Origin of the sequence: Kribbella antibiotica (genome assembly GCF_004349055.1) — a bacterium.
GTDB lineage: Bacteria > Actinomycetota > Actinomycetes > Propionibacteriales > Kribbellaceae > Kribbella > Kribbella antibiotica.
Window position 1 is genome coordinate 1 of record NZ_SMKX01000115.1, and the last position, 22658, is coordinate 22658.

Sequence of the window (22658 nt, forward strand, 5' to 3'; positions counted from 1 at the left end):
CGCAACACCCTCCTCGACCTCCTGCTCCCCAAGGCCCCGGTCCTGCGCAAGCTCGTCTGGTCCCTCCCCGACGCCCTCCAGCCCAAACCCGCCGACACCATCGACATCCAAGCCTTCAACGAGTCAGGCGTCCTCATCCACGACCTGACGAGCAACAACCCCGACTTCCGCACCCCAACCGGCGTCCGCGAACGAGACGGCAAAGTCTGGCTAGGCAGCATCGGTACGACGACCCTGGCCACCTTCCCAACGCCTATGCGCTAGCCGATCTGCCAGGAGCGTTTGGACAGCCCGTACCAGAAGCCGTCGATGACGGTTTCGGCGGTGGGGAGTTGGTTGGCGGCGGCGCCTAGCGTGACGAACAGGGGTGCGAAGTGTTCGGTGCGGGGGTGTGCGATGCGGGCCGCGGGAGCCTTGTGCAGGAAGTCGATCAGGGAGTCGACGTCTTGGGACTGCAGGGCTCGGCGGGTCCAGTCGTCGAACTCGATCGACCAGTTGGGGGCGGGGGCGTCGACGCCGGCGGCGAAGTTCATTTCGCGGAGGTTGTGGGTGGTGAAGCCGCTGCCGACGATGAGGACGCCTTGGTCGCGCAGGGGCGCGAGCTTCTGGCCGATGCGGAAGAGTTCGGTGGGGTCAAGGGTGGGCATCGAGACCTGGAGGACCGGTACGTCGGCGTCCGGGTACATCTCCTTCAGCGGCACGTACGCGCCGTGGTCGAGACCGCGGGTCGGGTCGTCGTAGACCGGTGTACCGGGGGAGTGGAGGAGCTTGCGGACCTGGTCGGCGAGTTGCGGGGCGCCAGGAGCGGCGTACTGGACCTGGTAGTAGCGCTCGGGGAAACCGCCGAAGTCGTAGAGCAGCGGGACGGTCTCGGTGGCCGCGAGGGTCAGCGGCGCGGCCTCCCAGTGGGCCGAGACGATCAGGATGGCGGTCGGGCGCTCGAGAGCGGCTGAGATGCCGGCCAGCTCGGCGGTCCAGCGGTGGTCGTCGGCGAGCGGGGGAGCGCCGTGGCTGAGGTACAACACCGGAGTAGTCATGTCAGCTATCAATGTAGTTGAACACTCAATCTATTCCCAGCTCGGTAGGGTACGGGTATGCGATTCGGGATCACGATCCTGCCGGAGTACCGGTGGAATGAAGCAGAGCGGCGCTGGCGGCGGGCGGAGGAGCTCGGGTTCGACCATGCCTGGACCTATGACCACCTGACATGGGGAGGTTTGCCGGACTCGCCCTGGTACGGGACGACGCCGACCTTGACCGCGGCGGCGCTGGCCACCTCGACGATCAAGCTCGGCACCTTCGTCACCTCACCGAACTTCCGGCACCCCCTCGCGCTGACCCGCGAGATCCTTGCCCTGGACGACATCTCCGACGGTCGCTTCCTCTGTGGCCTCGGCGCAGGCGGCAGTCTCGACGCCACCATCCAGGGCGGCTCGGAGCTGTCCCCACGGCAGAAGGTCGACCGGCTCACCGAGTTCGTCGAGCTGCTGGACACGCTGCTGACGACCGACGGCGTCGACTACAAGGGCGACTACTTCGAGGTCCGCAACGGCCGCACGCTCCCCGGCTGCATCCAGCAGCCCCGCGTCCCCTTCGTGATGGCCGCCAACGGCCCGCGCTCGCTCAGGCTGGCCGCCAAGTACGGCGCCGGTTGGGTCACCACCGGCGGTGATGCCGACGACCTCGACGGCTGGTTCGCGACGGTCGCGGAGCTCACCCACCGCCTCAACGACGTCCTGGCCGCTTCCGACCGGTCTGGCTCGTTCGACCGCTACCTCTCCATCGACGACAGTTTGTACGCCCTGACCAGCGTCGCTGCCTTCGAAGACCTCGTCGGGCGCGCTGCCGCCCTCGGTTTCACCGACGTCATCACGCACTGGCCAAGAGTAGAAGGTGTCTACGCCGGCAGTGAGGACGTCCTGGAGCAGGTTGCCGCAGAGGTCATTCCCCGGTTCCGTTAGGCATTGAGCGCCGGACCCCTTCGGGGATGGCGTACCAGAAGACGACGAACCAGAGCAGGACGATCGACGTGAGCAGGATCGCGACCGGCCGGGACAGTACGACGTCGGTCGCGAGCAGGACACCGCCGGTCAATGCGAGCACCAGGAAGGCCAGGCCGGCGACGGCCATCCGGCTTGCGATCGGGAGCATCCGGTCGCGGAGTTGGTGCCGGTAGACGATGCGGTGAAAGGACACCGGCGCCAAGAACAGGCCGACCGCGAGAGCGGACGCGAGCAACGTCACGGCGTACACGTGATGGGTGAACGCGTCCGCACTTTGGAACGCACCCTGGAATGCGATGCCGAGCAGGAACGCGAACAGGATCTGGGTGCCGGTCTGGGCCAGCCGGAGCTCCTGAAGCAGTTCACCCCATTGCCGGTCCAGTCGCGCGCCGGCGTCTTCCGAGAGTCGCCGGTATGGCTCGTTCTGCGTCATCGCGTCCATTGTTACCCGGACGGCTACCAGAACAAGACAGTTGACACAAGGAAAGGGCCACACACCCGAAGGTGTGTGGCCCTTTCATCAGTTTCGAGAAGAGCTGATCCGAAGATCAGATCGGGCGGATGTTCTCCGCCTGAAGGCCCTTCTGGCCCTGGGTGATCTCGAACTCGACGCGCTGGTTCTCGTCCAGCGAGCGGAAGCCCGAGGTCTGGATGGCGGAGTAGTGCGCGAACACGTCCGCGCCACCGTCATCCGGGGTGATGAAGCCGAAGCCCTTGTCAGCGTTGAACCACTTAACGGTACCGACAGCCATTGTTGTCTATCTCCTTGATGGCTTGTAACAAGACGCGATCCACACCTCATGGACCGCGTGTCGCCGAAAGGCCCCAGACGACGAAACCGGCCGTACAGCACAGCGAAAGTCAGTGGGAGTCCAAAACTGCAACGCGATAACTGTAGCCGATCTGGGGCCCCGTGGAAGGGGTGATCGAGAACACGTGTCGCTGATTGTCGCTGGTTGCCACGCTCCGTGCTCATCCGTATTCGGCCCCTCCGCACCCTGCACAGTCGTGCCGTGAAGGGCCGAATCCCGCGCCGACCTGCTGATTCGTCCTCCGGAGCAAGGGCCGGGGGGTGGCAACGTGAGACAAAGCGACCGGTACGGCGGGTAATGGCCGCCCGTTGCTGATCGAATTTCTCGGCGTGTCGCGCGGGTCTGGACATTCGTTGCGCGGCGCGCAATGGTGGTGCACCGACCGCCCCGAGGAGCTGGATTGATCGTCACCGTGACCCGGAGTGGAGGGTTCGCCGGGCTCGTCGCCGAGGGCGAACTCGACACCAGTACGCAGCTGGACGCCGAGCAGCTGGAGGCCGCCGTACGGGCCCTTGAAGCGGGGCAACTCGGCAATGGTCGTCCACAGCCAGATCGGTACGTCTACCGGCTGGAGGTGCGCGCGACTCCGGAGGGAGCCGCGACGCACCACACAGTGGCCGAGCAGGACCTGGACGAGTCCACAGCCTGGCTGCTCGACCGCATCCTCAGCTAGCTAGCGCCAGGCGATCTCCGGCGCCCGGTAGAAGTTGACGCTCAGCGCATCCCACCGCGAGCCCTGACCGGCCAGACGGTCCTTGTACGCCGTCCAGTTCAGGGCGGAGGCCGATGACCAGCCGAGCTCGGCGACGCCGGGCAGCCGCGGGAACGCCATGAACTCGACCTTGTCGATGTTGTCCAGCGTCTCCGACCACAGCGGTGCCTCGACACCGGCGACAGCGCTCTCCGGCAGGTTCGGGATCAGCGTGGTCGGGTTCCAGCTGTAGGCCTTCTCAACGCTCACCAAACCGGCCCAATCCAGGCCGTACGGGGTATCGCGGTTGTACTTCATGTCGAGGTAGGCCCGGTTGGCCGGCGACATCACGATCTTGGCGCCCTTCGTGGCGGCCTTGCGGGCGAGATCGCGGGACTTGGTGTCATCGGTGCCCCAGTACTGCACGATGCTCCCGGCCGGGAGAGCGGTATCTCCGATCTCGTGCCAGCCCATCACCTTCTTGCCGGTGTTGGCGACGATGGTACTGGCCTTGTTCAGGAAGGTCACGTAGTCCGCGTGCGGCGTCGAGTGCGCCTCGTCGCCACCCAGGTGGACGATGTCGCCTGGCGTCTGCGCCGCGATCTCACCGAACACGTCAGCGAGGAAGGTGTAGGTGACAGGCTTGCTGACGCACAGCGAGCTGAATCCGACGTTCGTGCCGGTGTAGAGCGCGGGCGCGACGCCGTTGCAGTTCAGCTCCGCGTACGACGCCAGGGCCGCGTTCGTGTGCCCCGGGGTGTCGATCTCCGGGATCACGGTGAGATAGCGCTCTGCGGCGTACCGGACAATCTCGGCGAAGTCGGCCTTCGTGTAGTAGCCGCCGGGTGTCCCGCCGACCTCGAGACTGCCTCCGTACGTCGCCAGTCGCGGCCAGCTGTCGACCTGGAGCCGCCAGCCTTGGTCGTCGGCCAGGTGCAGGTGCAGCTTGTTGAGCTTGTACAGCGAAGCGAGGTCGATGTAGCGCTTGACCTCCGCGACCGAGAAGAAGTGCCGCGAGACGTCGAGCATCGTCCCGCGGTACGCGAACCGCGGCGAGTCGGAGATCGACGTACCGGCGATCTGCCACGGACCACCCTGAGGCGTGGCTGCGTCGGCCTTGGCGGGTAGCAGTTGCCGCAGTGTGGTGACGCCGCGGAACAGGCCCTCCGGCGTCGCTGCGGTGACCGTGATGGCCGCGCGGTCGACGCGCAACTGGTAGCCCTCGGCGCCGAGGGAGCTGGCTCCGTTGGTCGAGAGCTTGATCGCGCCGGCGTCGGCCACGACCGGTACGGCGAAGCCGGTGGAGCGCCGCAGTTGGGCGGACAGCTGCTCGGCCACCTTGGTGGCGGCAACGCGCTTGTCGGGGCTGGCGATGACGCCGACCGCAGTCGATGACTTCAGCGTGAACGTCTCACCAGAGAGCGCTTGCTGGGAGACGGGCTTCGGAATCAGAGCGGGCGCCGGGGCAGCGTGCGCAGTGGTCGGGATGGCGAGAAGTGGAGTTGCCAAGAGGGCGGCGGTCAGTAGACCGATCAGAGGACGACGGGGGCGGCGTAGTCGTGTCATGACTTTAAGTGTTCGGGCAGGCGCTCTCCCCGTCAACACCGGACAATTGCCCGGAGTGAGCTCCTTGACCGGTCAAGGAGGCGTGTCGAAAGGTGCGAACTGTCCCATCGACCTGTCATCGTAGGCGGCCGGGCCTTCCAACAAGAGGGCCCGTAGTCGTGCCCCGACAGGAGCAGGGCTGTCGAAGAGACGAAGCTGGAGGACAGATGACGCAGGTGGCAGAGCAGCCGGGCAGTACTGCCGGGCGGCTCGGCTCGGTGGTTCTGGATTGTGCAGACCCGCTGGAGCTCGCCCAGTTCTACTCGGTGCTGCTGGGGCTGGAGATCGACGAGAACGGCGATGACGACTGGCGGAGCCTGACCGGCCCCGGCTCGTCGCTCGGCTTCTCGACGCTGGCCTTCCGCCGCTCGGAGGAGTACTTGCCGGGCGCGTGGCCCGGCACCGATGCGCAAGATCTCCACCTCGACCTCATCGTCGAGGACCTTTCCAGCGGCCACGCCACCGTGGTCGCGCTCGGAGCGGAGCCGCTGGACCCGCTCGACCCCCCTCCGGCCGACAATGCGCGCGGCTGGCGGATCTATGCCGATCCGGCGGGACACCCGTTCCGGATCTGCCTCGAATAAGCTCCTCGCCCGTCCCGGTGCAGTCGGCCGGGGCGGGCCTTTTACTTTCCTTCGAGATACGCGACCGCCTCAGCCTGCTTGAACCACTGCGCCCACCCCAGTACGTCGGCCTTGAACCGCGCGTCCGTGATCGTCAGATCCGCGCCGTGCTCGACCAGGAACCGCAGTGTCTCCAACGCGCCGTTCCCCGCCGCCAAGTGCGCGGCCGTGAAGCCGTTGCTCGTCTTCTCGTTCAGCCCGAAGCCTGCGGCGGCCAACTGAGGCACCAGTTCCCACCGCTTGGCCGCCGCAGCATCCGCCACCAGCGTCGGACGCTCAGCCGGCGTCACCTCGCCGGAGAGCGCTCCCTCGAACGAGTCTTCGGGGTGCGTCCCGCGGTAGAAGTCGCGCACGGTGCCGACCTCGGCGCCGTGATGGATGAGCTCGTCCAGGATGTGCAGCGCGAACGCCGTCCCGTCGTCGGCGGCGTACGGACCGGCGACCTCACCCAACGGCCGATCCAGATCCTCCTGACTCAGCGAAGCCAGTCGCCGGCGCCAGACGTCGTACGAGTGGTCCAGCGCAGTCAACGCCTCAGTGGCCGTGGCCGGCACCGGCGGCTGCCCGTCCGCCGGATCCACCTCATGCCTGAACCAGGTCGCCGTACGGTCCTCTTGAAGGATGTCGACGATATGCGTGATCCGCCACGCGAGCGTGGTGAACGGCGGCGGCTCCGGCGGGATGACCAGCCCGTCTTCCGCGAAGCCGTCCGCCGCCAGGCCGTCCGCTGAGGGCCGCACGGTCCAGCACCCGTCGTAGGGCTCCCAGAAGTACTCCTCGTCGGTCAGCCCCTGGACCCGTGCCTGCAGCCGCCCCCAGGCGAAGTCGGACAGATTCAGCAAGTTCTCCAGCGTGGTCACCATGACTCCACCGTAGAAGCTGTTCCGGACAGTCTCCGTCCGGAACAGCTCAGCCTCCGGACAGGGCCTTGCGGATCCGTTTCTCCGAGACTGGGTACGGCGTGCCGATGGTTTGGGCGAAGAGGCTGACCCGCAGCTCTTCGAGCATCCAGCGGACTTCGAGGAGTTCGGGGGACGCGTACTTGCCGGTCGGTACGGCGCGGAGCCGGTTCTGGTATTCGTCGGTGAGCGTCTGCACGATCGCCATCCCGGAGCGGTCGCGCATGGCGTTCGCGCCGATCTTGTCGAGCCGCTGCTCCATCCCGCGCAGATACCGCACCAGATCCGGCAACCGCGCCGCCCCGGTCCGCGTGATGAATCCCGGGTTGATCAGCGCCTCGAGCTGACCGCGCACGTCCGACAGCGCCGCGAGCAACGCCGGCGATGACGCCCGTGAGATCGCCTTGTCCACCGTCCGCGCGTGCCCGAGCACCTGCTCGACCTGCCGCAGAATCCCCAGCACCGTGTCCGCAAGATCCGACCGTACGGCGTCGCGCAGCACCGAGAACGCGGTGAGGTTCCAAGCCGGCCCATGCGCCGCCGCCATCAACTGGTCGACCGCAGCAGCGATCGCATCGTCCAGCAGCTCACCGACATTGCGGTGCGGGCCGGCCATCAGCGTCATCTTCTGCTGATTGCTCAAATGACGCTGTACGACGTCGATCACGGACGGCATCGTGAGGAGCAGCAACCGGCGGGTGCCGTTCCACATGGCGGCGGTCTGGTCGCGCTCGGTCTCCTGCAGCCGGATCGCGACCGTCTTGCCCTCGTCGACCAGCGCCGGATAGCCGGCGATGGTCAGCCCGTTGCGATGCTCGGAGAAGCTCCGCGGCAGATCACCGAACGTCCAGTCGGTCAGACCGGCACGCTCGAGCCCACTCACAGCCTTCGACGCGACCTTGGAGATCGCGGCCGTCGTCTTCGGCTTCAACCGTTCCTTGAGCTTGGCGAGGTCCTTGCCTTCGGCCACCGTTTTGCCGTTGTCGTCGACCACCCGGAACGTCATCCGCAGGTGCTCCGGAATCCGGCTCCAGTCCCAGTCATCGTCGTCGATGATCACTTCGCGCAGGTTCCGCAGCTCATGAGCCATCGCGGAAGTCAGCGGACCGGATGCGGGATCCAGGAACGGCAGGATCTGCCGCGCATGGTCCGGCGCCGGCACGATGTTGCGCCTGATGGCCTTGGGCAACGACTTGATCAGCGTGGTGACCAGCTCCTCGCGGAACCCGGGCACGCTCCACTCGAACCCGTCCGCGTTCACCTGGTTCAGCACCAGCAACGGCAGATGCACAGTCACCCCGTCGGCGTCCGTACCAGGCTCGAAGGCATAGGTGAGATCGAAGGTCATCCCGTTCTGCGACCAGTGCAGCGGGAACTCCTCCTCCTTCACCTCCGCGCCCTCACGAACGACCAGCGATCGCTCGAAGTCGAGCAGGTCGGCGTCGCGCTGCCGCGCCGACTTCCACCAGGTGTCGAAGTGCGTCCCGGTCACGACCTCCGCGCCGATTCGCTCGTCGTAGAAGGCGAACAGCGTCTCGTCGTCGACCAGCAGGTCGCGCCGCCGAGTGCGCTCCTCGAGCTCCTCAACTTCCGCGATCAGCTTGCGGTTCTCGTGAAAGAACTTGTGGTGGGTGTCCCAGTCGCCCTCGACCAGCGCATGCCGGATGAACAGCTCGCGCGATGCCTCCGGATCCACCTTGCCGTAGTTGACCTTGCGCCGGGCAACGATCGGTACGCCGTACAGGGTGACCTTCTCGTAGGCCATCACCGCACCGGCCTTGCGCTCCCAGTGCGGTTCGGAGTACGAGCGCTTGATCAGATGCGGCGCGAGATCCTCGGCCCACTCGGGCTCGATCTTCGCGTTCACCCGCGCCCACAGCCGCGAGGTCTCGACCAGCTCGGCGGCCATCACGAACTGCGGTGGTTTCTTGAACAGCCCCGATCCGGGGAAGACCGCGAAGCGCGTGCCGCGGGCGCCGATGTACTGGTTCTGATTGGCCGGATCCTTCATGCCGAGATGCGAGAGCAGTCCGGACATCAGCGCGATGTGGACGCTCTGCGGATTGGCCGGCGCGCCGGTGTTCAGTGTGACGCCGATCTGCGCGGCGACCTGCCGCAGCTGCGCGAAGATGTCCTGCCACTCACGGACCCGCAGATAGTTCAGGTACTCACCGCGACACATCCGCCGGAACTGATTGCCGGACAGATCCTTCTGCTGCTTCTTCAGATACGCCCACAGATTGAGGTAGCCGGAGAAGTCGCTGTCCGGGTCGCGGAATCGCGAGTGCGCCTGCTGGGCCTGGGCTTGCGCCTCGGTCGGCCGTTCGCGTGGGTCCTGGATCGACAGCGCGGCCGCGATCACCATCACCTCGCGGACGCACGAGTGCTTGTCCGCCTCGACGATCATCCGCGCGAGCCGCGGGTCGAGCGGGATCTGCGCCAACTGCTTACCCGTCGGCGTGAGTCGCCGCGTCCGCTCGCCGCTCTTGGCCGGCTCGATCGCGCCGAGCTCGGTGAGCAGCTGCAGGCCGTCGGTGATGCTGCGTTTGTCCGGCTCGTCGATGAACGGGAACGCCGCGATGTCGCCGAGCCCGATCGCGGTCATCTGCAGGATGACGGACGCAAGGTTGGTTCGCAGAATCTCCGGGTCGGTGAACTCGTCGCGGCTCTCGAAATGCTCCTCCGAGTAGAGCCGGATGCAGATTCCGTCGCTCGTTCGCCCGCACCGTCCCTTGCGCTGGTTCGCGCTGGCCTGCGAGACCGCCTCGATCGGGAGGTGCTGCACCTTGGTCCGATGGCTGTACCGCGAGATGCGCGCCGTACCGGGGTCGATCACGTACTTGATCCCGGGCACCGTCAGCGAGGTCTCGGCGACGTTGGTCGCGAGCACGACCCGCCGGTTGCCACTCGGATGGAACACCCGGTTCTGCTCGGCGTTCGAGAGTCGCGCGTACAACGGCAGCACCTCGATCGCGCCCGGCCGGCCACGCTGAGCGGCGTACTTGTCATTCAAAGCGTCAGCGGTGTCGCGGATCTCCCGCTCACCGCTCAGAAACACCAGTACGTCGCCATCTGCCTCGTACTCGAGTTCCTCGACGGCGTCCAGGATCGCCTGGGTCTGGTCGCGATCGAGCGTGGCCGGGTCGTCGGGATCGTTGATCGGCCGGTACCGAACCTCGACCGGATACGTCCGCCCGGACACCTCGACGATCGGCGCCGGTGTTCCGTTGCTGTCGGCAAAGTGTTCGGCGAACCGCTCGGGGTCGATGGTCGCCGACGTGATGATGACCTTGAGGTCGGGCCGGCGGGGGAGCAGCTGCTTGAGATACCCGAGGATGAAGTCGATGTTGAGGCTGCGCTCATGCGCCTCGTCGATGATGAGCGTGTCGTACCGGCTCAGATCGCGGTCGCGCTGCAACTCGTTCAGCAGGATGCCGTCGGTCATCAGCTTCACGAGCGAGCGCTCACTGACCTTGTCCGTGAACCGCACCGCGAAACCGATCGTCTCGCCGAGCTCGGTGTCGAGCTCCGAAGCAATCCGCTCCGCCACCGTCCGCGCCGCCAACCGCCGCGGCTGCGTGTGCCCGATCATGCCCCGGATCCCGCGCCCGAGCTCCAGACAGATCTTCGGCAACTGCGTCGTCTTACCGGACCCGGTCTCGCCGGCCACGATGACGACCTGGTGCGCCTGGATCGCCGCCGCGATCTCGTCCTTCAGCTGGCTGACCGGCAGCTCTTCCGGATACGTAATCTCCGGTACGGCGCTCCGCCGGAACGCGACCCGGCCTTCGGCCTGTTCGACCGCCCCGATCACGCCCTGCAGCGCATCGGCCCGCTTCCGCGCATCCTGCGTCCCGCGAACCCGCTCCAACCGCCGCCCGAGCTGCTCGCGGTCATAAGCCGTCAACTCACCCAACCGAGCAACCACCTCGGCCAGATTCACCTCCGGTACGGCGTCCCCGGCCGCGCGCTCGGCCTTGTCCCCACCGGCCGACCCCCGGCCGGCGCCGCGCGGCGTTCCGCTCTGGCCTCCGCCTGGCCGCCGGCGGCGCCGCGGCTTGCCGCCTCCCTCACGGGGCGCGTCAGGCTGGGCAGCAGTGCCCGGGGTAGGCGGAGTGGAGTCCTGGGAAGGACCGGGGGCTGGGGGAGGACTGGGCAACTCGGTCCGGGCATCAGACATGTCACCTACAAGTTTAGGCGGCCCAGCCCACCCACTCACGTGGTTTACCTGTTCAGCAGTCGCGATAGATGTCCGCGAGCTGCTCGCGCGACAACGCGGGCTCCGGCAACGGGTGAGCCGCGGACGCCCGCAACCCATCCAGAATGAGCGCCAGGTGGCGCCGCCAGACCGTCGTACTGGTTCCTGCCGTGGCTTCGATCGTCCGCGTGATCGACCACGTCACGAACGCCATGTCCTCGAGCGTGAAGTCGGCTCGCAGCCCGCCGGCCTCGCGCGCCCGCGCCACGATCCGGCTCATCAAGTCATATCCGCGGGACAGGTCTTCGGCCGAGGACGATCCGGCGAGCTCGTTGTACCCGCGATCGGCCGCCTGCAACTGGCTGACCTGCTCGACGAAGTACACGAACCCATCCCATGGATCCGCCAGCCCCAGCGCGTGCTCACCCAGCCGCGCCACCGTGTCCACGTTGTCGGCAAACGCCGCCCGAACCAGCTCTCCCCGCGTGGGGAAGCGGTTGTACAACGTCCCGATGCTCACCCCGGCCCGCTTGGCGACCGCATCGAGCGCAACATCCAGCCCGCGCTCGGCAAACACCTCCCGAGCCGCCGTCACCAACCGCTCCCGATTGAGCTCCGCATCCCTTCGCACGACCGCAGCCTAGCAAAGTTGACGGCCTCCTCAACTTATGTCTAACTTGAGAACAACCTCAACTTATGGAGATATCATGCGCAAAGTCCTCGCCGTCCTCGGCGCCGGTCCGGGCCTCGGCCTATCCATCGCCCACCGCTTCGGCCGCGAAGGCTTCACCGTCGCGCTCGTCTCACGCAGCGCCACGCGCCACCCGGCGTACCTGAAAGACCTCCAGGGAATCGACGCCCACGCATACGTCGCCGATGTCCGCGACCCAACCGCCCTCCGCGCCGTCCTGGCCGCGATCACCGCCGACCTGGGTCCCATCGACACCGTCTACTTCGGTCCGGTCTCGGCCGACGGCGGGGGACCGGTGCCGATCACCGAGGCGGACGCGGCGACCATCGGCGCGAAAATCGAGTCGCTGGTCCTGCCCGCGATCGACCTCGTCGACGCCGTCCTCCCTGACCTGCTCGCCCGCAACACCGGCACGATCCTGATCCCCGGCGGCCTCAGCGGCAAATACCCGATCCCCATGCTCGGCGCCCTGGCCCCCGCCTCCGCCGCCCTCCGCATGTACGTCCTCACCCTCAACGCAGCCCTCAAGGACACCGGCGTCCACGCCGCCACCCTCACCATCGGCGGCCTGATCGAAGGCGGCGACATCCACACCACCGCCACCCGCGCCTACCCGACCGCCGACCTCCCGACCCTCGACCCGGTGGCGATCGCCGACGCGGCCTGGGCCATGTACACGGCAAGAGACCTCCCGGAGCGCGAGTTCAACGCGCTCCAAGAGGTCTCCAGGTCAACGAGCAGCTAGTTCAGCAGCCGTTGTAGGTGTGGCAGGTCTCGCGGAATGTCTCCTTGTTCTGCTTCCGCTGCTCGTCGTACGCCTGCTCCCGGGGCGTCTTGTTCTTCCCGTTCCACATGTTGTCGAACAACTGCCCGATTCCGACGAAGGCCGCGGTGCCGCAGGCTCCGGCGGCGGTCGGCGCCCCGACGCCGGTGGGCGCGAACGGCACGGAGCACCCGAAGCCGACAGCGCCACCCCCGGCGCCCGCGACGGTGCCCCTCAGGAGCTTGTACCAGAAGGGCTGGTCCTTCTCCTTGTTATCGAGCTTGTCGATGTTCGGGTCCGGAGAGGTACAGCCGTACTCCCAGCACGGGCTGGGACCGCCGGCCATATGGAACCGACCCGCACCCGCACCGCCGCCGCCCCCGCCACCTTGGCGGTTGGCACCGCGTAGCGTGAGCGCCCAGGTCATGGCCTGGGCGGTCTGCTGCGCGATCCTGGTCGCCGACGCCAGGATGTCGTTGGAGTTCTTCAGCATCTGGTCGAGGTTCTTGGACTCGGCGTCGTCGACCCAGCGCTGGAGTTGGCGGGTGACGCGTTCCTGGACCTTGACCAGTTCCCGGATCGTTCGCTGGATCCTGTAGATCTCCCGGACCTGGTAGGTGGCCCAGCCGATCAACGCATTGGCCAGCGCGTTCCAGCCCATCGCCCGGAAGACGATGTAGAGGGCCAGCGCCGTGATCACCATCCGGCTCCTGGTGACGAGCCGCTCCTTCTCCTCGATGATGCGCTTGTAGACGACCTTGACGACCTCGCGCAACGTGGTCACCGTCTCGGTCACGTAGCGCTCGCCGTCCGGGTCGCTGAAGGTCACCGGACTGTTGTTGGCGTAGGCGTACGCGTTCATCTGCTGCGGATCCTGGAAGTCCAGCTGCGGGTCCGCGGAGACGAACCGCCCGGTGCCCGGGTCGTACTGCCGGGCCCCGAGGTTCACGAGCCCGGTCGAGTCGTCCTGAACACCTCCGACGAAGCCACGCTGACCGGCCCACGCCGTCGGCGCGGTTCCCCGCACTTCGCCGTACGGCGAGGTCCGGCGCCGCTGGATCGCCAGGGTCGCCGAGTCGACCGACACGGTCATCGTGCCGTGGTGGTCACTGCTGACCCACTTGATCTTGTCGCCGACCCGCACGGCCACCGCGTGGTCGCCGAGTGCGTAGTACCGGGTCCCGACCAGGCTGCCGTCCAGCTTGAGCTGCAGCTCCGTGTCACCGAGGAACAAGGTCGTCCCGCCGACGTCCCTGCGCAGGATCTGGCGGCCGGCCGCATCGTAGATGAACTTGCTGGACTTGCCGTTCCCGGTGAGCTCGTTGAGCCGGCCGTCGTCGGTCCATGTCAGCGTTTCGGTGACGGCACCCTTGGTCCGCGTGGTCATGCTCCCGTTCGCGTCGTACCCGTACTGGTCGACCCGGGTGCCGCCGGTGCCGGTCGTGGTCACCTTCTGGACGGCGTGCGGCCGGGCCTGTCCCGCCGCCGGGTACTCGTAGGTGGCATCGGTCTGCGCCGTCGGCGTGATCCGCCGCTCGGACTTCCGGTTGCCGATGGCATCGAATGTCCAGCTGTACCAGTACGGCGCGGGCCCGCCCAGCGCGTCCTTGGCCGGGGCCGCTCCGCAGTCGCCGCCGGTCGGCGTCCAGGCCTGCGTCAGCCGCCGGTAGTGGTCGTAGCCGAAGCACTGGGTGTCGTTCGCGTCCTCGGTGGTCGGGGTGTCGGTGGCCTGCAGGACGTTCCCGGCCGCGTCGTACTTGTAGCCGACATCGGAGACGTACCCGTTCGGGGTCAGCAGGCTGGAGCGGGACAGCCGGTGTGAGCCCTCTTCGTACTCGAAGAGCTGCTCGGTCCAGTTGTCACCGTTCTCGACCTTGATCCGGCTGGTCTCGCCGTAGGCCGTGTAGTCGGTCTCGGTCACGTACGGCGAGGCGCCGGTGAGGGTGATCGGACGGCTTCGGGAGTCGTACCCGGTGGTGACGGTCTCCTGCGGCAGTCCGCCGACGGCGGGCATCGTGGTGCTCTTCACCTGGCCGTCGGTGGTGTAGGCGGTGCTGATCGGGTAGACGCCCTCGAGCTTGCCCTCGGCCTTCGGTACGACGAGCTCGGACCCGGTCGGGCGTCCGGCGGCGTCGTACCCGGTGTAGCGCATGGTGTACGGGTTGCCGTCGACGTAGCGGGTGGTGCTGGTGACCTGGCCCGGCTTGAGCGTGTCGTAGACGGTCTCGCCGATGACTGTGTCGCCCTGCTTGACCGCGGTCTTCCGGCCGAGGACGTCGTAGCTGAAGGTGAGCGTGATGTTGCGCGCGTCCTTCGACGTGACCAGCTGGTCGAGGTCGTTGTAGGTGTAGGTCGTCGTGCCGCGATCGGGGTCGTGGTCGACGATCTTGCGGCCGCGCAGGTCGTACTCGTACGACCAGACGTTGCCCGCCGGGTCGGTGACCGCGGCGATCTGGCCGCGGGCCGTGTAGGTGTAGGTGGTCTTGTCGTAGGCGCCGGTCGCCTTGTTGCCCTGGTAGGCGCGCAGCTCGACCAGCCGGCCCTGCAGATCGGTGATCCGGGTGGTCGCCTGCTCGCCGGTCGGGGGTTCGATGGTCTCGACCCCGGTCCCGTTGGTGTGGGTGCGGGTCCACTGCGGGACGCCGCTGGTCTTGAACGACTCCACCTGCGGCCGGCCGAGGGCGTCGAAGGTCGTCAGCTTCTGGGCCGGGAGTTTCGACTCGTCGGTCGGCTTGACGATGTCGAAGCCGAGTGGCGCGTTGTTGTAGTACGGGCCGTTCTGCTTGACGACCTGGCCGCGGCTGTCGGTCAGGTAGTCGGTGATGATCCGGCCGACCCCGTCGGCGGACTCGTTCTGGGTCTGCCGGCGGCGGCCGAGACCGTCGCTGAACTCGCGTGAGGTCTCGCTCCTGCCGTCGGCGCGCAGTGCGGTGCTGGTGACCAGCCCGGGCTTACCGGGCTCGTCGCTGTACACGTTGACGACATCGGGGACCGCGCCGGTGTTACCGGCCTGCCGGGTCTCGAGGACGCGGCCGAGCGCGTCGCGGGTGGTCGTCGTGGTGCGGTTGGCGATGTCGGTGACGGTCAGCTCCTCGCCCCGGGCCGGGTCGACCGTGCTGGTCGCGGTCTGGCCGTTCGGCTGGATGGTCTTGGTCGCGGTCACCGGACCACCAGTGGCCGGGGTGTAGTCGATGGTCGTCGTCGCGGTGCCCTTCTTCGTGTGCCGGACCCGGCCGATGACGTCGTAGTCGATGGTGCTCGTGGTCTGGTAGATCTCCTTGCCGGCGGCATCGAATCCGGCCAGCCGGGCCTGCGCCACCTTGTCACCGGTCGCGGGGTCATAGGTGGTCACGGAGTCCGAGATGACGTCGTTCTTCGTCCACGGCTTGGTACACGCGACGTCGACGGTCTGCAACCGGGCCGGCAGATTGCTCAGCTTGGCAGCCGGGCTGTCGAAGTACTCGTACCGCGTGCAGATGTCGTCGTTCGGGTCAGCGATGTCGCGCAGGTCGCTCTTGGCCGTCACCCGGCCGGTGGCCTCGTCGATGGTGTTGGACGACGAACTGCTCTTCCATCCGGTGCCGGTGGCCTGGTCCTGCCGGACCGCCTGCTCGGCCACCTGATACGCCTTGGTGGTGCCCCAGGTCCGCTCCCGTACGGCCGTCGGCGTCTTGGAGATCCACTGGTCGGCGATGGACCGGTCGACGATGGTGTCACCGGAGTACGTCGTCTGTTCCCGCGACCGCCCGGTCAGGGCGTTGAGGTCCTTCGACTTGGCGCCGGTGGAGTCGGTGATGGAGACGTCCTTGACCGAGTTGTCGGCGCGGACGTCACCGTCCATACCGCGGTAGTAGGTGTTGAGCTTGACCGTCGCAGGCCCGTCGACGCCGTCACCGGTGATCACCTTGACCTTCTCGTAGCCGCGCCACTGCGACCAGGTCTTGCGGTCGACCTCGACCAGGCCGTCCTCCTCGTCGTGCCGCCAGGCCGGTGCCTCCGGATACTCGATCCGGGTCACCTGGTCCCGGGTGCCGCCGACCTGGTCGGCTTCCTTGACCTCGTCGACGACGTACTTCGCGAACCAGTCCTGGCGTTCGGCCTGGTCCTTCGGGGTCCACTTGATCGGGTAGCAGCGCTTGCGGTTGTCGTCGGCGGTCGGCAGGTCGGTGGGGTTCACGCAGTCCGGCGTCTTGTAGTGCACGGCCACCTGGCCGCCGGTGCCGTAGGTGACGGTCTGCACGCGTGGCCAGAGCAGCGCGGGCTGGCCGACCGAGTCCGGGCCGATCAGCCGGTTCGGCAGCATCTGCGCGGCGAAGGTGACCTCAGGCAGGGCCTTGGTCCCGCCGACGTGACCGGTGTTGCCGAGACCGTCGAGCCACAGCATGCTCGAGCGGCCACCGTCGCGGGGGTCGAGGAAGCTCTGCCGCAGCGACCACGAGTCGACCGGTGCGTACGCCGTACCGCGCCACACCTCGCTGACGACGCGGGCCAGCCGCTTCTTCGTCCAGAACGTGGGGGACAGGATGGTGCCGCAGTTGGTGGTGCTCGTGCACTCCTGGTCCAGTGGGGTGTCCACGTAGTCGGCGGCGACACAGCCGGTCGACTTCAGGCACCGCTCAGCGGTCTCGAAGCGAACCTGCGCGACCTTCGCGGCGTTGTCGGTCAGCTTGTTCTTCTGCTGGCCGTACTCGATCCGGTTGATGTTGCCGGCCCGGATGTAGTCCGAGACGAGGGTCGCCTGTCCGGCGCGGCCGTACTTGTTGGTCTCGATGTCGTAGTAGTAGCTCATCGTGTTGCCGTGCGGGTCGACGACGTAGTCGAGGTTCCACTTGTAGGCCTGCTTGCAGAACGAGTCCGCGAAGGCCGCCTTCTTGCACGGCTCACCGTCGTTGTTGCCGGCGACCGGGACGGTCCACGCCGAGTTGGTGGAAGCAGTTGCTCCCGGCAACTTGTTCAGCCCGAAGTAGTACTGGATGCCACCCTTGTCGGTGATCCGCCAGTGCTCGCCCTTCTGGCCGGCGCCGGAGTCGGGGCCCTCGTCGCCGTTGTCGGCGTTGCCGAGCCGCTCGATCGTCATCCCGTCGTCGGTGCGGGTGTGCCAGGTCTTGGTGGTGTCGTCGAGGACCAGTTCACCGCCGGAGCCGTTCAGCGAGAAGGTCGCGTTGTCGGTCGCCCAGCAGTAGTCGCCGGTGGGAGAGGTGCCGTTGTTGCCCTTCTGCTCGGTCTTCGAGCCGCAGGAGGCGTATCGGCGTTCGATCGAGCCGCCGGGCGCCAGTTCGAAGCCGGCGCCGACCCACGAGCCCTGGCTGTTGCTGGCGGTGGTCCGGCCGTCGACGGCGCCGGAGTTGTAGCCGAGGGCAACGGTCGGTCTGGGGCCGCCGAGGCTCGGCGGAACCTGCATCGGGTAGGACCAGTTGAAGTCGCCCGAGGAGCCGCCGACCTGCCAGGTCGCGGTCGGGTTCAGAGCGGTGGCAGTGCCGTCTCCGGACGGGCCGGACGGCGCTGCGGCCAGCGCGAACGTTGTCGGTGCGGCGGAGGCCGGTACGTCGGCAGTGATCGCACCCGTGCCGTCGTTCCGGCTGGGGACGCGCACCGGCTGACAACCTGCACAGTCCAGCACTTTCAGCACCTGCAGCCGCGTCGACCAGTCGCCGCCGAATGCCTGGCGGAACGCGCTGTAGTCGAGCCGGAGACCGACCTGACCGGCCTTGGCGACACCATCGGTACGGCGGACTGTGAACCGCAGCTCGCTGCCCTTGCGCTCAAGCAGTTCGACAGCGACCTTGCCCGGGGCCGCCGCGACGGTCGCGCGGTCGGCCGCTGTGACGCCGGCCGCCGCCTTGTTCACGGGCGCCGCCGGTCCCACCGAAATCGGAAGCGTGCCGACCTGCGTCAGCGGCGCTGCCGCCGTCCGCCCGGCCTGCAGCGTCTGCGGCTTCGGTACGGCGACTTCCGCGCGACCGGCTGCCGGCCAGTGCTGCTCGGGGACCGAGGTCACCGTGCGCTCGCCGTCGCGATCGGGGATGCCGGGCTTGGCCGGCAGGTTCTCGGTCGGGACCGAGGCTTCCTTCTTGCGCGGCTTGGCCTTGCCGGCGGTGGATTTGGGCTTGTCGGCAGACTGCTCAGCCGACGCGACCCCTGGTGTTGTCACGAGCAGACTGAGCGCCACGGCAACTGCCGTTGACGTCGTCTGCCAGCGTCGGCGTACACGCATGAAGACTCCCTGGGTGAGCGGGCAGAAGGGGCTCTCAGTTGAGGCGACTGCCAGGGGATCGGGCAAGCTTTTCCAGCGATCCTGAATGGTCTAGCCCGAAACCGAAGCACCCTTCCACGGGCATGGAATGGTCGGGCCGAAGAGGTCCGCGCGGCCGGGAACTGTGCCATGGTGGCGGCCTTCTCGCGACTCTGCCCGACAGGAGAACAGCGTGCCCACCTCCTCGACTTTCCGCGTGCTCACGACCGCGATCGTTGCGCTTCCGCTGTTTCTGGGTCAGGTGCCGACGACAACAGCTGTGACGCCCGTGACCGCCGTGCCCGATCGTCCGGACAGTGCGGCGGCGCAAGCTCGGCAGAGCGGTCAGCGCGTCGAGCTGCCGGACCTGCGATCGACCTCGCGAGAGGTCTACGTCAATCCGAACGGGACCCACACGATGGTCCAGCACGCGACGCCGGTGCGGACCGGCGCAGCCGCCGGCTGGAAGGCTCTCGACCCGACCCTCCATTTCGGTGCCGATGGGAACGTTCGTCCGGCGGTCGGCGACAAGGGCGTTGTCTTCTCCGGTGGTGGCACCGGTGCAGATCTGGTCCGCCTCGGTGGCCCGAACCAGCACCTGACAGTCGGCTGGCCCGGCGTCCTGCCGAAGCCCGTCCTGCAGGGCGACACAGCGACGTACGGCGAGGTGCTGCCGGGCGTCGACCTGCAGCTGCGGGCAGAACCAGCAGGTTTCGCCAAAGCGCTCGTAGTGAAGAACCGAGCCGCGGCGAGCAACCCCGCGCTCCGGGAACTGCGGTTCCGGCTCGGAGGTGCCGGGCTGACGTTCACGCGCAGCGCGGGCGGCACGACGCTGGCCAAGGATCGCCGGGGGCGCGCCGTCTTCGCCTCCGGACAACCGCTGATGTGGGATTCGGCGACCGAGCCCGTAACGAAAGCGGCGGCCTCGACGCTAGCGGCCGGCGTACTGACGATCCGGCCGGACCAGGCCATGCTGAACGCCCCGACGACGCAGTACCCGGTCACGATCGACCCGTCCTGGTCGGACGAGGCGGGGGACATGTGGACCCACGTCGACGCCCGGGTTCCGACGATGAGCTACTGGGGATACGACCGTGACCAGGGCGCCAAGGTCGGTCAGGCCTGGGGGCCGGACACCGACACCTACCGATCCCTGTTCAACCTCGACACGACCAAGATCGCCGGCGCTCGGGTGGTCCGGGCCCGGTTCACGGTCGTGCTCGACCACTCGCCGGACGGCAACGACCACCCGGTCGATCTGTACCGCACCACGCCGATCAGCCGGTCCGCGGACGTCACCTGGAACAGCACCGGCTGGCCGCAGTACCTGGCCACCGCGAGCGGTCACGCGCGATCCTCCGAACCGGATATGACGATGGGCTGGGAGTCCCCGGCGCTGAAGGACCTGATCCAGAAGGTCGCCACCGACCGCGACTCGTCGGTGTCGCTCGGCCTGGCCGCGCCCGACGAGACGAACGAGTACCAGTGGAAGCGATTCCGCGGCGAGACCGCGACCGTCATCATCGATTACAACAACGCACCGCGGATGCCGCTGAAGGTCAACTTCGACATCCCCAAGACCTGCGGTACGGCGGCCGCGCCGACCCCGATCGGGACTCGGCAGCCGGCCTTCTCCGGGGTTGCCGGTGACCCGGACGGCGACACGTTGATCAACAAGCTGGAGATCCACCGGGCAGCCGGCGACACCACGGTCTATACGCAGAACTCCGGGATCACCGGCAACGGAGCAGCCTTCACCTGGTCCCCGGTTCCCGACGGCGTGCTGAGCGACGACACGGCGTACTACTACGTGGCTCGCAGCGACGACCAGGTCGCCGACGACGGGATCGATTCCGGGCCGGCCACGGCGCGCTGCTACTTCACCATCGACAGCCGGCTGCCGGGTGAGGCGCTCCGGACGTCGACGGACTTCCCCGACGGCCGGCCCGGGAAGCCGGCCCGCGAGGTGGGGACCATGACCTTCAGCCCGGCCGCGGGCGACACCGATATCGCCGAATACCAGTACGGGTTCGAGCAGGCGAAGATTGTGCTGACGATCAAGGCACGTCCGGACGGCACCGCCGTACTGCCGATCAGTGTTCCTTCGTCCAGCCGCAAGCTGTGGGTGCGGGCCGTCGACAAGGCAGGCAACCCCGGGCCGCTGTCGGTGAAGGCCTGGACGCTGCTCGCGCAGACGAACGGCACGGCACCACGGGTCCGATCCGATGTGAACGGCGATGGTGCGGCCGACGTGGTCATGGTCGTCGACCAGGGCTTCGGCCGGACCGGGGTCTGGAATGTCCTCAGCCGCAGTGGCACCTTCGGCACTGGGACGATGGCGTGGGACAGCGGCATCAACGGCGGGTTCGCCCTGTCGCGCAGCAAGCCGGTGCAAGGCGACTTCACCGGAGACGGCCGCACGGATCTCGCGTTCTTCCGCGACGAGCCCGGCCGCCGGGTCGCGCTCTACACGATGGTCTCGGACGGCAATCGGTACGAGCCGCCGTCCACGCCGAACTGGAAGGCGCCGCAGGCCGACTGGACGATCGCGACCGCGCACGTGACGTCGGGCGACGTGACCGGTGACAAGGTGAGCGACATCGTCGTCCAGCTCAACTCGGGCAACGGCGGGTGGCGGGTCGTGGTCTATCCGGGCGGCAACCTGTCCGCGCCCGTTCAGTGGCTGCAGACCACCACAGCCGGAGGCGACTGGGCCGTGACCCAGCCGGTGTTGTCCGATGTGGACGGCGACGGCAAGGACGATCTCGTCGTCGTCCGCAAGACCGGTGACTGCCGCACAGTCGTCAACGTCTACAAGTCCTCGGGCACCGCGTTCGGTGCGGCAACGACGGCCTACGACGGCGCCTACTGTTTCGACAAGGGACATCCGGTCGCGGGCGATGTGGACGGCGACGGAAAGGGCGACGTCGTCTCGGTCTACGACAACGGCTCCGGGACCGTGCTGAAAACCTTCCGATCGACCGGTACGGCGTTCACGCTGTCGGACTGGTGGACCGGCGCCGACCGCGATCCGCTGCGGACCGCCGTACAGGTCGGTGATCTCGACAAGGACGGGAAGGCCGACGCGGCTCTCATCTCCTCCCTGACCGGCGGCGGCCGGCAGGTCGCACATCTGCGCTCGACCGGTACGGCGTTCGAGGCGCCGGTGAACGACTGGTCCGAAGCAGCGGTCGGGGCGTCGGACGCGGGCCCGAAGTTCGACCTGGAGTCGCGGACCTACGAACTGGTCGCACGCAACAGCGGCAAGTGCATGGAGGTTGCCGGTGCCAGCCGGACAGACCCGGCGCTGATCCAGCAGTGGGACTGTCTCAACGGCCTGCACCAGCGCTTCCGCGTCGTACCAGTTGCCGGGACGGACCAGTACGAACTGCACATGGTGCATCTCGACGGTACGGCGATCGACGGCACGCCACGCTGTATCGACGTCGGAAACCAGAGCTTCGACGACAACACCCCGATCGTGCAGTGGAAGTGCCTCGGCCAGGGCAATCAGCAGATCCTGATCGACTATGTCGAGGGCAGCAGCTACGACACGGTGTTCCGCGTGCGCTTCGGGCACAGCGGCAAGTGCGCCGGCGTGGAGAACGCGGGGACGGCCAACGGGGCGAAGATCATCCAGAAGACGTGCGCCGCCGTACCGGAGCAGCAGTGGTTCCTCCGGGCAGCCCTGAACACGACGCAGCTCGACGGCCGCTACAAGATCCGGGCACTGCGTGATCCTGGCAAGGACTACGTCCTCGACATCAAGAACTGCGACCCGCTGCAGGGCGTCCGGACCTGGGATTGGATCTCGGACAGCCCCTGCCAGCGGTGGCAGCTCAAACCACTCGGCGACGACGTCTACCAGATCATCGACCCGTCGACCGGGACCGCCCTGCAGGTCGAGAACTGCTCGCGGATGCCCGCAGCCAAGCTGGTTGCTTTCGGCACGGATGCCTCGGAGTGCCAGCGCTGGCGGATTGAACCGGCCGCCGACAACAGTTGGACCCTGCAGCAGGCCGACACCGGCCTGATGGTCGATGTGCCGGACTGTGTCGGCACCACCGTGGAGAAAGTCATCGTCTGGCACTACTGGAACGGCCCCTGCCAGCGCTGGCAGCTGACCAAGATGTAGAGCGTG

The 22658-nt window shown here is 67.6% G+C and carries 13 protein-coding genes and 1 pseudogene; 6 read left to right on the forward strand and 8 right to left on the reverse strand.

What is annotated here, in order from left to right; genetic code table 11:
- A pseudogene (locus E1263_RS30125) lies at positions 1–264 on the forward strand (SMP-30/gluconolactonase/LRE family protein); the annotation flags it as partial.
- Here the strand turns inward: E1263_RS30125 and E1263_RS30130 are convergent.
- Positions 261–1037 (reverse strand): dioxygenase family protein, encoded by a 777-nt coding sequence (locus E1263_RS30130; RefSeq protein WP_132173486.1) that lies wholly within the window; start codon positions 1035–1037, stop codon positions 261–263. The pseudogene E1263_RS30125 and the gene E1263_RS30130 sit on opposite strands and share 4 nt — an antisense overlap.
- A gap of 57 nt (positions 1038–1094) precedes the next feature.
- Here E1263_RS30130 and E1263_RS30135 point away from each other — a divergent pair, with 57 nt between their 5' ends.
- Positions 1095–1961 (forward strand): LLM class flavin-dependent oxidoreductase, encoded by an 867-nt coding sequence (locus E1263_RS30135; protein ID WP_132173488.1) that lies wholly within the window; start codon positions 1095–1097, stop codon positions 1959–1961.
- Here E1263_RS30135 and E1263_RS30140 read toward each other — a convergent pair.
- Together E1263_RS30140 and E1263_RS30145 are read right to left on the reverse strand one after the other, a co-directional pair.
- Positions 1942–2436 (reverse strand): DUF6328 family protein, encoded by a 495-nt coding sequence (locus E1263_RS30140; protein ID WP_132173490.1) that lies wholly within the window; start codon positions 2434–2436, stop codon positions 1942–1944. The two genes, E1263_RS30135 and E1263_RS30140, sit on opposite strands and share 20 nt — an antisense overlap.
- Before the next feature lie 115 nt (positions 2437–2551).
- Positions 2552–2755, reverse strand: a complete 204-nt coding sequence (locus tag E1263_RS30145; protein ID WP_012921273.1) for a cold-shock protein — start codon at positions 2753–2755, stop codon at positions 2552–2554.
- Between the two features lie 460 nt (positions 2756–3215).
- Between E1263_RS30145 and E1263_RS30150 the strand changes: the two genes are divergently transcribed.
- A complete protein-coding gene (locus E1263_RS30150) occupies positions 3216–3488 on the forward strand; it encodes a protealysin inhibitor emfourin (RefSeq protein ID WP_132173492.1) in 273 nt (90 codons plus the stop codon).
- On the opposite strand, the gene E1263_RS30155 is transcribed toward E1263_RS30150, so the two are convergent.
- Positions 3489–5072: a beta-N-acetylhexosaminidase gene (locus E1263_RS30155; protein WP_132173494.1), complete on the reverse strand. Its 1584-nt coding sequence runs from the start codon at positions 5070–5072 to the stop codon at positions 3489–3491. It lies immediately after the preceding gene.
- Positions 5073–5278: 206 nt separating this feature from the next.
- Here E1263_RS30155 and E1263_RS30160 point away from each other — a divergent pair, with 206 nt between their 5' ends.
- A complete protein-coding gene (locus tag E1263_RS30160) occupies positions 5279–5695 on the forward strand; it encodes a VOC family protein (protein ID WP_132173496.1) in 417 nt (138 codons plus the stop codon).
- Positions 5696–5736: 41 nt separating this feature from the next.
- Here the strand turns inward: E1263_RS30160 and E1263_RS30165 are convergent, their stop codons facing one another.
- Genes E1263_RS30165 through E1263_RS30175 form a run of 3 tightly spaced genes read right to left on the reverse strand, consistent with a single transcriptional unit; the run spans position 5737 to position 11462 of the window.
- The gene (locus E1263_RS30165) at positions 5737–6597 is read right to left on the reverse strand and encodes a DinB family protein (protein WP_132173498.1); all 861 of its coding nucleotides are present in this window, start codon (positions 6595–6597) and stop codon (positions 5737–5739) included.
- Positions 6598–6643: 46 nt separating this feature from the next.
- Entirely contained in the window at positions 6644–10813 is a 4170-nt protein-coding gene (hrpA, locus tag E1263_RS30170) for an ATP-dependent RNA helicase HrpA (protein WP_238161655.1), read from the reverse strand.
- 52 nt (positions 10814–10865) lie between these two features.
- Complete coding sequence (locus E1263_RS30175) at positions 10866–11462, reverse strand: TetR/AcrR family transcriptional regulator (RefSeq protein WP_132173500.1); 597 nt, start codon at positions 11460–11462, stop codon at positions 10866–10868.
- A 76-nt stretch (positions 11463–11538) separates the two neighbouring features.
- Here E1263_RS30175 and E1263_RS30180 point away from each other — a divergent pair, with 76 nt between their 5' ends.
- Entirely contained in the window at positions 11539–12267 is a 729-nt protein-coding gene (locus E1263_RS30180) for an SDR family oxidoreductase (protein ID WP_132173502.1), read from the forward strand.
- 1 nt (position 12268) lies between these two features.
- Here E1263_RS30180 and E1263_RS30185 read toward each other — a convergent pair whose 3' ends face one another.
- Complete coding sequence (locus E1263_RS30185) at positions 12269–18499, reverse strand: RHS repeat-associated core domain-containing protein (protein WP_132173504.1); 6231 nt, start codon at positions 18497–18499, stop codon at positions 12269–12271.
- 211 nt (positions 18500–18710) lie between these two features.
- Here E1263_RS30185 and E1263_RS30190 point away from each other — a divergent pair, with 211 nt between their 5' ends.
- Positions 18711–22652: an RICIN domain-containing protein gene (locus E1263_RS30190; RefSeq protein WP_165956792.1), complete on the forward strand. Its 3942-nt coding sequence runs from the start codon at positions 18711–18713 to the stop codon at positions 22650–22652.
- The last annotated feature ends 6 nt before the right edge of the window (positions 22653–22658 follow it).

What these genes read in the sequence shown, in the direction of transcription:
- E1263_RS30130 (WP_132173486.1), bottom strand. Translation starts at nt 1,037, where the DNA reads ATGACTACTCCGGTGTTGTACCTCAGCCACGGCGCTCCCCCGCTCGCC.
- E1263_RS30135 (WP_132173488.1), top strand. Translation starts at nt 1,095, where the DNA reads ATGCGATTCGGGATCACGATCCTGCCGGAGTACCGGTGGAATGAAGCA.
- E1263_RS30140 (WP_132173490.1), bottom strand. Translation starts at nt 2,436, where the DNA reads ATGACGCAGAACGAGCCATACCGGCGACTCTCGGAAGACGCCGGCGCG.
- E1263_RS30145 (WP_012921273.1), bottom strand. Translation starts at nt 2,755, where the DNA reads ATGGCTGTCGGTACCGTTAAGTGGTTCAACGCTGACAAGGGCTTCGGC.
- E1263_RS30155 (WP_132173494.1), bottom strand. Translation starts at nt 5,072, where the DNA reads ATGACACGACTACGCCGCCCCCGTCGTCCTCTGATCGGTCTACTGACC.
- E1263_RS30160 (WP_132173496.1), top strand. Translation starts at nt 5,279, where the DNA reads ATGACGCAGGTGGCAGAGCAGCCGGGCAGTACTGCCGGGCGGCTCGGC.
- E1263_RS30165 (WP_132173498.1), bottom strand. Translation starts at nt 6,597, where the DNA reads ATGGTGACCACGCTGGAGAACTTGCTGAATCTGTCCGACTTCGCCTGG.
- hrpA (WP_238161655.1), bottom strand. Translation starts at nt 10,813, where the DNA reads ATGTCTGATGCCCGGACCGAGTTGCCCAGTCCTCCCCCAGCCCCCGGT.
- E1263_RS30180 (WP_132173502.1), top strand. Translation starts at nt 11,539, where the DNA reads ATGCGCAAAGTCCTCGCCGTCCTCGGCGCCGGTCCGGGCCTCGGCCTA.
- E1263_RS30185 (WP_132173504.1), bottom strand. Translation starts at nt 18,499, where the DNA reads ATGCGTGTACGCCGACGCTGGCAGACGACGTCAACGGCAGTTGCCGTG.